We start from the raw sequence: 12,837 nt of genomic DNA on the forward strand, positions 1-12,837 counted from the left end.
GTGTCTATCTGTTGTTATTGCTATTTTGATGTCATCAAACGTTCCCGGCGGCTGACACCTGCCATCAGCAGCGGCATCAGTAACAATCCGATGCAGGCTGAAGCCAACGCCAGCAGAGTAAAAAATCCCGACCATCCGTAGTGTTGCAGCACCTGTGCTAGCGGCCAGCCCGCCAGCGCTGCCCCCAGATAGGCAAACAACGCCAGAAAACCTGTCACTGTGCCTGCGGCATCCTTATGGCTGTATTCCGTCGCAGCCAGACCAATCAACATCTGTGGTCCAAAAACAAAAAAGCCGATACTGAAGAAACAGGCCGCGAGCAGTGAATAGTGGTGAATCGGTGCCAGCCACAGCGCGGTCATGGTTAAAAACAGCCCTAGTGCAAACAGCAAAATCATCGGTGCGCGTTGACCACGAAACAGCAGGTCTGAACCCCAACCGGCAAACAGCGCCCCCATCAATCCGCCTAGTTCAAACAGCGACAGCGTGGCGTTCGCGCTGAGCAGGTTGAAACCGTGGCTCTCCGACAGCCAGATGTTCCCCCAGTCATTCAGTGCGATACGAATCAGGTACACCAGAATGTAGGAAAACCCGAGTAACCAGATGGTACGGTTACGTAAAATCGCATCGCGCAGAATCTGGCGCATCGGCATCGGCGGGCTCTGTTGCTCCTGACGAAGCTCCAGCGCATCGCGCCGCCACTCGCCGACGCTGGGCAATCCCTGCTGCTGCGGTTTGTCACACAGCTGCCAGCACAGCCACAGACCAATCACAATGCCGATGATGCCCGGCACCAGCAGCGCCGCCTGCCATCCCCATTCGGAGGCCAGATAGCCCGCGAGCAGGGGAACCGCCGCACCGCCGATATTGATCGAGGTATTCCAGCATCCCCACCAGAGGCCGCGCTCGTTGCGCGAATACCAACTGCTCAGCAATCTTGCGCAAGGCGGCCATCCCCAGCCCTGAAAGAACCCATTCAGCGCCCAGACAATCAATAACCCCGTGAGTGACTGGCAGTACATGAACAGAATGTTCAGCACGCCGGTAATCATCAGTCCGACGCCCATAAACCAGCGTACCTGGCTGCGATCGCACACGATGCCGGAAATAAACTTGGATGCGCCATAACAGAGATAAAACAGCGTCCCCAGCAGACCGATATCGCCTTTGCTTAACCCTAATTCCAACTGCATCACCGGCATGACGAAGTTGATGCTTTTACGCGTCAGGTAAAACGTGGCGTACCCGATGACCATGGAAATCAGCAACCGTGGTCGCCAGTAGCGATAACGCTGACTGATTTGTGTGGGTGAAAGCTGTCCCGCTGGAAACATGGGTGCCTGCATGGGGTTCTCCGTCGCGTTGAGAGAAGAGTAGGGGGATGTGAATTAAAAAGGATGAGACAAGGTTTTAGGTGGCTAGGAATAATTCCTAGCTAATCGTCTTTTTGTTTAAATTTTGTGGGCAAGTTAACAATTATGTGCGTACCGCGCGGCGTGGCAGAGTCGCCACTGGTGGCAGCTTTCACTAGCCAATTACCGCCCAACGCCTGTACGCGCTCCTCGATGCCCCGCAGGCCGAAGCCGCCGCCTGTCGGATGCGAGCTGTCTTTTTGTGCGATGCCCACGCCGTTATCAATGACGTCGAGTGTAATCAGGTCATCCTGCTGGGAAAGGCGAACGGTAATCTGCGTGGCGCTGGCGTGTTTGTTGATGTTGTTGAGCAACTCCTGCACCAACCGATAAAGGGTGAAAACCACCACGTCATCATGCGGAGGAGTGGGGAGCTGATAATCCAGCTGAAACTGGATACCGCGAGCCGAGAAGGCAAATTCATCCGCCAGATGATGCAGCGCTTTATCCAACACCATTTCATCCAGCACCGGTGGGCGCAACTGGCGCAGAAGCTGGCGGGTGGTGTGGTGGATGCGCCGCGACAGCTCGCTGATTTGTCCGGCGGCGTGTTGAGCGGCGTCGGCTGGCGCGCTGTGTTTCACTAGCATGGCCTGAATCTGAATGGCGGTGATGTTTTGGCCGATGTCATCGTGCAATTCGCGCGCGATATCTTTGCGTACGGCCTCTTCGGTATGGATGATGCGCTCCATGAGCCGTCGCCGGGTTTTCAACTCCTGCTCCAACTGATGGCGATAGCGCTGGAGCCGCTGTGCCAGCTGTTGCTGACGGCTTATCGCGATCCCCAGCCCAATGCCGAGCAGCGCCTGCGTAGAGAGAAAGAGTTCCAGCTCGCGCAGATCGTCGAAAGCACCGCTCACCTGACGCGTGACGGCAATCATCAGGCTACCGAGTACGGCGGAGAGTACGCCGCCTTGCCAGCCGAATTTATACGCCATGACCACGTTAGGCAGAAAAACGAAAATCAGCAGCAGGCGTTCCATCTCAGGCGTGAACGTCATTTGCAGGCAAACGCCGATAGAAAAAAACAGCGAGCACCAAATCAGCAGCGAGGTGCGCAGAGGCGGATCGGGGATCTCCTGTGCCAGCAGCGTCTGCAAATGCTGTTGTTTGATGTATTCGTACAGCAGATAGATGAACGGGATCAGCAGGACGCCGCCGGTAAACGTCGCCAGCAGCGTTTGTGTCAGCTGCGAGTGTAACCAGGGGCCGATAGCGATGCCGTGCAGAACGGTATTGAGCGTCAGCGCTGCCAGCAATAGCAGGAGTCGCTGCCAATAAAGCGTATAGCGATGCCAGATTTTATGCGTGATGATGGCCGGAATCAGACTGAGGAACGGGGAAAGTAGCAGCAGCGACCGCGTTATGAGCTGCTCGCTGATAAGCCAGCTCTGGATGGCGATTTCTGCAAGCAGCAAGGTCGGCCAGTACTTTCTAGGCAGCAAAATCATCAACGCCAGCCGCAGCCCTTGCGGCAACAGCAGCGCCGCCTGCTGGCCGTTGTTGCTCAAATAGAAACTGATAGTCCACAGCGCCAGCCAAATCAGGCTATAGAAAAAGGCCAGAAACAGCGTCATGCCGATGACGTGCAGGCGGCGCATGATTTACTTCCCAGCCAGTAGTTGGTGTTGCAGTGCAAAGTGCACCAGCTCTACCGTGGATTCGCACTGTAATTTACTGAGAATATTGGCGCGGTGAACGTGAACGGTCTTATGGCTGAGCTCGAGCTGTTCAGCGATGCTTTTCACACTAATCCCGTTGATCAGCAGGCTGAATATTTCCCGCTCGCGCGGGGTTAGCGCCAGCAGCTCTTTCGGTGGCTGCTGCTGATGGCGAATGGCGTGTAGTGCATCGGCACACAGGTAAAGGCCACCGCTGCTGACCACGCGAACCGCCTGCACTAACTCTTCCGGGCCACAGCGCTTCGTGAGATAGCCGCCTGCACCTGCATCCAGCGCGCTTTGTACAAATGCGGTGGTGTCATAGATGCTTAGAATAATGGCGCGAAAATTGGGGCGTTGCTGACGCAGGCGGGTTAATAGCGACAGGCCGCTTTCATCCGGCATGGCAATATCAATCACGGCAACGTCAATCGGCTGTTTGAGTAGATGGGGCCACGCCTGCGCCGCCGAAGCATATTGTCCAACGACCTGAATGTCATTTTCTAATGTCAGAAGCTGTGCAAAGCCAGACCGTACAACGATGTGATCGTCAACCAAAGCCACATTAATCATGGTTTCGCCGTGTGAATTCAAGGTCATCAAAACGTCATAATGCGGGGGAATCAAGAGGCGAGCAATAGCAGATAGGTAAAATGGAATCGGCTTAACAGATATATCCGTCATACTTCAAGCTGCTTGTTCGTTGGCTGCCCTTACTCACCCCAGTCACTTACTTGAGTAAGCTCCTGGGGATTCGTGCGGTTGCCGCCTTCACGCAACTCGAATTATTTAGGATATATATCACTCTTTATTGACCGAATGATGAAAAGCATATTGATAGAACGCGGAGTTATTTGACTCGGTTAATCGAGAGACATACTGTTTTTCTCTTTAACTCCATGTAGTTATAAAACAGTGTAGCTACAAATCAATGTAGTTACGATGTCAGGGAATCGGAATGATGAAGAAATGGCGTATAGCGCTGGTGGCGGGAATGGTCACGGCGGCGATGGCGTTGACCGCATGCGATAGCGCAAGCAATTCTGCCAACCACATTAAAGTCGGCGTGATTAACGGTGCGGAACAGGACGTCGCCGACGTCGCGAAGAAAGTGGCAAAAGAGAAATATGGCCTAGATGTCGAGCTGGTGGGTTTCAGCGGTTCGCTATTGCCGAACGAGGCGACGGATAAAAGTGATTTGGACGCGAACGTCTTTCAACATCGTCCTTTTCTGGAACAGCAAAACCGCGAACACGCTTATAAGCTGGTGGCGGTAGGAAATACCTTCGTTTTCCCGATGGCGGGTTATTCGAAGAAGATTAAAAATATCAACGATCTGAAAGCTGGCGACACTATCGCGATACCTTTCGATCCTACAAATCTGGGACGCGCGCTGTTATTACTGGAGAAAACCGGATTAATTACGCTGAAGCCTGATACAGGCTTATTGCCGACGGTACTGGATATTACGACCAATACGCACAACCTACGTATTATGGAAGTGGAAGGGGCGCAGTTGCCACGTTTATTAGACGACCCGAAAGTGACGGTGGCGATCATTAGCACGACCTATATTCAGCAAACGGGCTTAACGCCAACGAAAGACGGTATTTTTATTGAGGATAAAGAGTCACCGTATGTGAATATTATTGTGACTCGTGAAAATAATAAAGAGGCGGAAAACGTCAAAAAATTTATTCAGGCCTATCAGTCTGATGAAGTTGAACAGGCTGCGAACCGTATTTTTAATGCTGGCGCAGTAAAAGGATGGTAGCGATAATAATTTGAAGGCTATGATGCAGTCACCTTTATTAATAAGGTGGCTGCAAATTAATTAAATAAGAAACTATTCGCAAGGTTCTTTTTTTATTAAACTCGATTAATAAGCGTAATGAATTCTCTTATATACACTCTGTAATTGTCGAAGGCGTGTTATTTATTTTGTTAATTAACACCTCAAATGACATTACTATTCACTCATTGTAAAAAGGAAAATTTATGGCTTATCCAACAACGAATCTTACTGGGATTATTGGTTTTGCAAAAGCGGCGAATGTTACCGGAGGGACTGGCGGTAAAGTTGTTACGGTAAATTCTCTGGCCGATTTTAAATCAGCCGTGAGCGGTTCCACAAAAACGATTGTGGTGCTGGGCGCATCGCTGAAAACATCTGCACTAACCAAGGTGGTATTTGGCAGTAATAAAACCATCGTTGGTTCTTTCGGTGGCGCTAATGTACTGACCAATATCCACCTGCGTGCTGAGAGCAATTCATCCAACGTCATTTTCCAGAATCTGGTTTTTAAACATGATGTTGGCATCAAAGATAATGATGATATCCAGCTGTATTTGAACTACGGTAAGGGGTATTGGGTGGATCACTGTTCATGGCCTGGGCATACGTGGAGTGATAACGACGGTAGCCTCGATAAACTGATTTATATCGGTGAGAAGGCGGATTACATCACGATCAGTAACTGCTTATTCTCAAACCATAAATATGGTTGCATCTTCGGCCATCCGGCAGATGATAATAACAGCGCCTACAATGGCTATCCGCGTTTGACTATCTGCCATAACTATTACGAAAATATTCAGGTTCGTGCACCCGGCCTGATGCGTTATGGTTATTTCCACGTCTTCAACAACTATGTCAATAAATTCAACCTGGCCTTTACGGTTGCGCAGAATGCCAATGTACTTTCTGAACGTAACGTATTCGGTACCGGCGCGGAAAAGAAAGGGATGGTTGACGATAAAGGCAATGGTTCAACCTTTACGGATAATGGCAGTTCACCGGCTGCCGTGGCGAGTAAATCGCCTGCGGCTAAATGGACGGCGTCATCTAACTATTCATACAGTTTGATGACCACGTCAGCGGCGAAATCCTGGGTGGTTTCTAATTCCGGCGCGCAAAATAGTGCGCTGAAATTCCCGTCGTAATCGTTGATTTACGTTCCTGTGTTCACAGTATTTTATTGTGAAGTGAAATGCATTAAATACTGAGTTTGTCTCACTATGCCACTCGGCGAATTCATTTATGCCGAGTGGCATAGTTATTTTTTTATTCAACGAAATATAATAGACTCGTTAAGAAATTAAGCAGCGATATCATTTCTCGGACTGTGAGTGAAATACCACTCGACCGTTTTCTTAATTAACTCTTCCGTCGCATCCACATAGTGTTGCGGTGATGTTCTGACTTCCTGCTCCAGAATCAGAGGAAGCTCGGTACAACCCAGAATAATTTTCTTAACGCCAGCCTGCAACAGGCGATCTTTTACTGGTGACAGCATGCTATAGGCGCCGGCGATATCACCGGATTTATAAGCGTAGATGCTTTCCATTACCTGGTGTTGGTCTGCATCATCTGGCGTGTAGCACTCAATATTATCGGTAATCAGGTTGTCCTGATAAATTCTCGCTTTGACCGTCGCCGTCGTCGCCAACAGGCCGACGCGTGTAGTGTTGGCATGTTTAATCGCCTGACAGGTCACATCAATAATGCTGATCATTTCTGCACGGCACTGCTTTTTTAAGTCATTAAACCAATAGTGCGCGGTATTGCACGGGATAATGATGCATTCAGCGCCCGCGTTTTCGAGAATTTTCATATATTGCAGCATTTTATCCAGCGGTGACGCGCTGTGCTGGAGAATGCATTTCGTTCTGTCAGGGATATCAGGAATAGAAACCGCAATCATCGGAATATGGTCTTGATCCCGATACGCTGGCGTGTTTTTGATCAGTTTTTGCATCGCATCGACGGTAGCACCCGGCCCCATACCACCAAGAATTCCCACGAGACTGTTCATGCTGTTAACCCTGTAGCATTATGAAATTAAAAGGATAATCGCACACTGGCGGGCAATGTGAATTGCTAAATTCCCATCTGCTATGTATGATTTGCATAACTATTGGCATCCCTATGCTTTTATTGGTTTTAACCGCGTTCGGTGGGAAGCCTCTTTATTGGCGATACGAACGTTGGCATAGAGAGCGAAAACATGACGCTGAGCGTTTTGAGTGAGGGACGATGCTGAATAATATCGAAACCAAGTGGCTGTATGATTTTATCGTGCTGGAAGAGCACCGGAGTTTTACGCTGGCGGCCGAGAAGCGGAATATCTCTCAATCTTCATTCAGTCGGCGAATTCAGGCGCTGGAAGCGGCGGTTGGCTTTGATATTTTCGACCGCAGCGCGTTGCCGCTACAGTTAACCGAGCAGGGGCGCGTGTTCCACGCCTATATCCGCAATACGCTGGATGACTTGGAGTATCAACTCAATAAGCTGCACGGCGGGGACAATTACAAGAATAAGATCACCATCGCCGCGGCGCATTCGCTGTCGGTATTCATCATGCCTGAGCTGTTAAAAGACGTGCCGGATCCGCAGGAAAAAATCTTCTATGTCGAATCGATCGATGTGGATGAAGCGGTACTGAATCTCAAAGAAGGGCGCAGTGACTTCATTTTCTCATTCTACAATGAGGATCTGATGGGAGAGCCCTTCATGCACGAGAAGATACTGGAATCACGGCTTTATCCGGTCTGTGCGTGTGATAGCACAGGGAAGCCGCTGTTTGATGTCAGCGCCTCATCGGTGCCGCTACTCAACTATACCGAGACGAGCTACATGGGGCGTCAGGTCAGCCGCTACTTATCCAGCGTCGACAGCGATAAGTTTACGGTCAATTTCGTTTCTTCCATGAGCGACTTGCTCAAACGTATGACGAAGAAAGGTTATGGTATCGCCTGGCTGCCGGACTATTCCATTCAGGAAGAGCTGAAAAACAAAGAGCTGACGATCCTGAGCATGGAAAATGCCGTGATCCGCATGGGCGTTTATCTCTATCGTCTCGATGCGCGGTTGAACGTGGCTTCTGAGAAATTCTGGCGCTACATGAAAGGGCTGTCATCAGCATCTGGACTCTAAACGTCGTCACTGCGTTGGCAGTGCAACGAGAGATAAAAAAATAGCGGCCCGAAGGCCGCTATAGATGAACGATTCACTCACTCAGCATTAGCTATTTTGCGTAGCCTGCTGAGGTTCCTTGTAGGCGACGACTTCGTCGGTAACCTCTTCATTCTCATCATCATCGTGGATGTCTTTTTCCAGACTGGCCACAACAGCGGTAGAGATACTGTTACCGATGACGTTAGTTGCAGTACGGCCCATATCCAGGAACTGGTCGATACCGATGATCAGCAGGATACCGGCTTCCGGCAGGCTGAACATCGGCAGCGTTGCGGCAACCACTACGATAGAAGCACGCGCTACGCCCGCCATTCCTTTACTGGTAATCATCAGCGTCAGCAGAATCAGGATTTGCTCAGTAACACTCAGGTCGATGTTGTAAGCCTGTGCGATAAACAGAATCGCAAAGGACTGGTACATCATAGAACCGTCGAGGTTGAACGAGTAACCGAGCGGCAGCACAAAGCTGGTGACTTTTTTCGGCACGCCGAATTTGGTCAGTGCTTCCATGGTTTTCGGGTAGGCAGATTCACTGCTCGCCGTTGCGAAAGCCAGCATGGTAGGTTCACGAATCAGCTTCGCCAGTCTAACGATGCCTTTGCCCAGGAACAGGTAGCCAACCAGGAACAGAACGCCCCACAGTACGCCCAGACCGAGGTAGAACTCACCGATCAGTTTACCGAAGTCGTAAAGCAGGCCCAGACCTTGTGTGGTAATCGCGGAAGCGATTGCGGCAAAGACAGCAATAGGAGCCAGCGCCATCACGTAGTCGGTCACGCGGAACATCACTTTGGTCAGTTCTTCGATCATGGAGATGATCGTGGTCGCGTGCTTGTTTTTGCCTTTTACATAGGCAAGCGCGGAGCCGAAGAACAGAGAGAACACCAGAATTTGCAGGATCTCATTGTTCGCCATCGCTTCGACGATACTTTTCGGGAAGATATGGCTGATGAAGCTCTTAAGCGTAAAGCTATCGGTGTTCAGACCTGTTGCAATATGCTGTGCAGGGATTTCGAGATTCATGCCTCCGCCAGGTTGGAACAGGTTGGCGAAGACCATACCGATGAGCAGGGAAATGAACGAGGCGCTGACAAACCAGATCATCGCTTTCATACCGATACGACCAACGGCAGAAGAGTTTCCTCCCATGCTTGCCAAGCCGGAAACCAGCGTAGCGAAGACCAGTGGCGCGATGATCATTTTGATCAGGCGCAGGAAGATATCGGTAACCATGTTGAAATAAGATGCAACTTCTTTTGCTCGACTGCCGTCAAGATATTGATGGCAAGCCCAGCCGATTAATATTCCCAGGACGATAGCCAAGACTATCTGTACAAGTAACTTCTGCCTTTGCATATAAACCTCATGTTGATGAATTGATTCAGACAACACAATATTATTGCCGCGTGATGGCTGGTGCTTTCCCTGAATACACCAATCCCTCACCCGAACCTGTTATTGGGGTGTTGTGTCTGCCCGCCGATATTACAACGATTCTTGCTTTTTACATTTTTTTTCTGCGGATTGTTATGTAATTGTGATCTTTGTCATGCGAAAAATGCATGTCCTTGTCGCTTGTAATGATAAATGGGGATGTGATGCGCAGATCGCGTAAATCGTGATGTTTTTATTAATTCATTATTAAACAATGGGTTAAATTGATTTTTTGCAGGTAAAAGCAGATGGTTCAAGGTGTTGAAGTAGTGTTGCTAATGATATGTGGCGATACATCAATAAAACAGATGGTGAATTACTTAAAGATTAAGTAAAAATAAAAGAACAATTAACGAAAACTTTATATACATGATATTTTATAAAAAAATTAATTTTTTAATTATTTAAATCGTGACTTTGTTTTTGTGTTATTGGCTTCATTCTTTTGTTATGAAGTTTGAGTTTAATTATTGTTCTATGTGTTTCTATTTGTAACTGCTCGGGCATTTAGAGTGTTTAAAATGGTGTTTTTTATTTTTTAAACATATGTTACTGATGATTTGAGACCTCGCTGTTGGTTATTTCACCGAAAAAGATCGATGCTGACTTTATCGTGGCACGCTTTTTCCAGATGCTTTTTCATCCAGTCTGCCGCTGTTTCGATCTCTCCCCGTTGCAGGAAATCCAGAATCGTCAGATGCTCTGCAATCTGTTCCAACCGCTTAGGATTGAAGGCTGGACTCCCTTGTCGATATTCCACCAGACGCCGTAACTGATTGATTCGTTGCAAGCTATGGTGGGCGAAGCGGTTGCCGCTACAGGCAAGCAGCGTTTCATGAAAGTGCGTATTGGCATCGAACATTTCATGCGGTGTGAGCGTCAGGTAACCGCCATTGAGAATGTCTTCCTGCTGCTTACGACAGGCGTTGAGCGTGTGTTGATCGATACGAAACTGCGGCGACAGCAGACTGAGCGGCTCGACCAGCAATCGGAACGTAAAACTTTCCTCATAGGCCGTGACGGAATCGATAATCGGCGTGGTTCGCCAGCCCTGACCGGTGCGGAACTCCAGCCAACCTTCCTGTTGAATACGCGTCAGAACGTTACGCAGTACGGAGCGGGACACCTGACATTCTCGCATCAGATCCACTTCTGAAAACTGCTCCGGCAACCGACGGGAGAGGCGCATATCGACAATCTTCCGGTAGAGAGGCTCTTCGCTGCTGGCGGCTAACTCTGTGACCAGATCCCCCAGTTCATGGGCATGGCGATCGAGGTAAAACCCCCGGTTGCGGTGGTAATGCAGCATGCCTTTTTCCGTCAGATACAGCAGCGCGACCTTGACCGGCGTGCGCGAGGCGTTCAATACCTGCGCCAGCGACGATTCGATCAGATGAGCGCCGGGCGGCAACTGCTCGCGGCGAATATAGGCGACAATCTGTCTGACAATCCTTGTCTGTAGGGGAGTTAAAGCCATGGCTATCCTGCTATGTCGTTTAGGGTGTTACGAGGAATCTTTATGTTCTTGTCAGTACGGCTCGCCTGCCAGCAGGGAACGCTCCGGCCAGGCCGGAGCAATCCTGTTTTACTGGTGATAGAACGGAAATGCGCCGAAGACAATACCACCGACCAGCAGCGACAGGCTGACAAAAATCGCCCATTTGATTGCAAAGCGTTGGTGATCGCCGATGTCCACTTTTGCCAGGCTGACCAGCAGGTAAAGCGACGGCACTAGCGGGCTGAGCAGGTGGAACGGCTGGCCGACAATCGACGCACGGGCGATCTCCTCTGGGGTAATACCATAGTTGACCGCCGTCTGGGCGATAACCGGTAAGATTCCGAAATAGAACGCGTCGTTGGACATCAAAAAAGTAAACGGCAGGCTAATAAGCGCGGTGAACACCGCAAGATACGGGCCGAAACTTTCTGGTATCACCTGCAACAGGCTCTTCGCCATGGCATCCACCATGCCCGTACCGGATAAAATCCCGGTGAAAATCCCAGCGGCGAAAATAAGTGATGTCACCGCGAGCACGTTAGCAGCGTGTGAGCCGATCCGCGCTTTTTGCTCCTCCAACTTGGGATAGTTGAGCATGACGGCGATAGCGAAGCCGACCATAAACAGCACCTGAATAGGCAGAATGCCGATCACCAAAAACACCAGAAGCAGGGTGGTCAGAATAAAGTTAGGCCAGAACATTTTAGGGCGGCGGTTGGCGTCGCTTTCTTCGTCGCTGCCGTTGCCCAGATTGATCGATGCATTCTGGAAGCTGCTGACATCAATGATCCCCAGCCGTTTGCGCTCCTGTAGACCCAGAAACACGGCCACGCCGACCAGCGTCAGGCTGGCTAAAACAATCGCCGGGAGCATGGGAAGGAAAACGTCCAGTGCATCAACGCGCAATGCGGCAGCGGCACGCGCCGTCGGGCCACCCCAAGGGGAAAGGTTCATCACGCCGCTGGCGATGTTAACCAGACAGGTCAACCCGAGCACGCTCATACCTAATCGCTGATAGAGCGGCAGGAAGGCGGCAATCGCGATCATATAGGTCGTCGTGCTGTCGCCGTCCAGCGCGACCATCAAGGTTAATACGGCGGTGCCGACCAACACCTTCAGCGGATCGCCTTTAACCAGACGGAGAATGAAACGTACTAGCGGATCGAACAGTCCGGCATCGATCATGATGCCGAAGTAGAGAATAGAGAACGTCAGCATAACGCCGGTTGGTGCCAGCGTCTTGATGCCGTCCAGCATCATCGCTCCCAGCCCCTGATAGAAACCTGCGGCCAGTGCGAACAGAGTAGGGACAAGAATCAGCGCGATTAGCGCAGACATCCGCTTGGTCATGATCAGGTACATAAAGCAGATGACCATAGAGAAACCGAGAATAGTGAGCACAGTGAATCTCCTGTTTTTTATTATATTCTGAATAACTTACTGCCTTTCTTTCGGCGAGTTTGGGGTACAAAAAGCCGTACAGTTTTTTATAACTGCATATCGAAAGGGATGAAATTAGGTTATTTCCCGACGTCAGCGACGTTCAGAAGAATACGAATGAAAGGCGGGGATTAGCTTCCAGGGTCGATACGAATAATAAAGGACAGATAATGAGGGAGCGATAAGATAACGGTAATCGGTAACATAAACGACCTCTATGCGAGCAATAATAATATTCCTTTTATCCCCGCCAGCGTCCATCTAACCGATTGTTTAGTAATTATTTTAATCGACTTGATAACAGCCGCTACAAGGGGCTCTTTTTGTTAAAAACAAATTAAAGCATTGTAAAATGAAACGCAAATTGCGCTAAATTGGAATAAAAAACAATTGGGCGAAGGGAAGTGCGGTGAT

At 49.7% G+C, this 12,837-nt stretch carries 10 protein-coding genes; 3 read left to right on the top strand and 7 right to left on the bottom strand.

The genetic code is table 11. The features are described from left to right. Positions 1–20: 20 nt before the first annotated feature. From uhpC to NXT09_RS00145, 3 genes are all read right to left on the bottom strand, one after another. Positions 21–1,346: an MFS transporter family glucose-6-phosphate receptor UhpC gene (gene uhpC, locus NXT09_RS00135; protein WP_014914787.1), complete on the bottom strand. Its 1,326-nt coding sequence runs from the start codon at positions 1,344–1,346 to the stop codon at positions 21–23. A gap of 89 nt (positions 1,347–1,435) precedes the next feature. Further along, complete coding sequence (locus tag NXT09_RS00140) at positions 1,436–3,013, bottom strand: MASE1 domain-containing sensor histidine kinase (RefSeq protein ID WP_174871221.1); 1,578 nt, start codon at positions 3,011–3,013, stop codon at positions 1,436–1,438. Positions 3,014–3,016: 3 nt separating this feature from the next. Then, positions 3,017–3,646 carry a response regulator transcription factor gene (locus NXT09_RS00145; RefSeq protein ID WP_010285873.1) on the bottom strand — a complete coding sequence of 210 codons (630 nt, stop codon included), beginning with the start codon at positions 3,644–3,646 and terminating at the stop codon, positions 3,017–3,019. Positions 3,647–4,031: 385 nt separating this feature from the next. On the opposite strand from NXT09_RS00145, the gene NXT09_RS00150 reads away from it, so the two are divergent. Then, on the top strand, positions 4,032–4,847 hold the full coding sequence (locus NXT09_RS00150; protein WP_268578442.1) for a MetQ/NlpA family lipoprotein: 816 nt from the start codon (positions 4,032–4,034) through the stop codon (positions 4,845–4,847). A 224-nt stretch (positions 4,848–5,071) separates the two neighbouring features. Then, a complete protein-coding gene (locus tag NXT09_RS00155) occupies positions 5,072–6,016 on the top strand; it encodes a pectate lyase family protein (protein ID WP_205551263.1) in 945 nt (314 codons plus the stop codon). A 155-nt stretch (positions 6,017–6,171) separates the two neighbouring features. Here the strand turns inward: NXT09_RS00155 and cuyB are convergent, their stop codons facing one another. After that, the gene (gene cuyB / locus NXT09_RS00160) at positions 6,172–6,888 is read right to left on the bottom strand and encodes a cysteate racemase (protein ID WP_268578443.1); all 717 of its coding nucleotides are present in this window, start codon (positions 6,886–6,888) and stop codon (positions 6,172–6,174) included. Between the two features lie 221 nt (positions 6,889–7,109). Between cuyB and hypT the strand changes: the two genes are divergently transcribed. Next, positions 7,110–8,009, top strand: a complete 900-nt coding sequence (gene hypT / locus NXT09_RS00165) for a hypochlorite stress DNA-binding transcriptional regulator HypT (RefSeq protein ID WP_240584940.1) — start codon at positions 7,110–7,112, stop codon at positions 8,007–8,009. 87 nt (positions 8,010–8,096) lie between these two features. Here hypT and NXT09_RS00170 read toward each other — a convergent pair whose 3' ends face one another. The 3 genes from NXT09_RS00170 to NXT09_RS00180 form a co-directional block, all read right to left on the bottom strand. After that, the gene (locus NXT09_RS00170) at positions 8,097–9,407 is read right to left on the bottom strand and encodes a dicarboxylate/amino acid:cation symporter (RefSeq protein ID WP_268578444.1); all 1,311 of its coding nucleotides are present in this window, start codon (positions 9,405–9,407) and stop codon (positions 8,097–8,099) included. A 661-nt stretch (positions 9,408–10,068) separates the two neighbouring features. Continuing rightward, on the bottom strand, positions 10,069–10,962 hold the full coding sequence (locus NXT09_RS00175; RefSeq protein ID WP_205551256.1) for a GntR family transcriptional regulator: 894 nt from the start codon (positions 10,960–10,962) through the stop codon (positions 10,069–10,071). 108 nt (positions 10,963–11,070) lie between these two features. Continuing rightward, positions 11,071–12,384: a CitMHS family transporter gene (locus NXT09_RS00180; protein ID WP_268578445.1), complete on the bottom strand. Its 1,314-nt coding sequence runs from the start codon at positions 12,382–12,384 to the stop codon at positions 11,071–11,073. Positions 12,385–12,837 lie beyond the last annotated feature (453 nt).

This window comes from Pectobacterium jejuense (assembly GCF_026800125.1).
In the GTDB taxonomy this organism is placed as follows: domain Bacteria; phylum Pseudomonadota; class Gammaproteobacteria; order Enterobacterales; family Enterobacteriaceae; genus Pectobacterium; species Pectobacterium jejuense.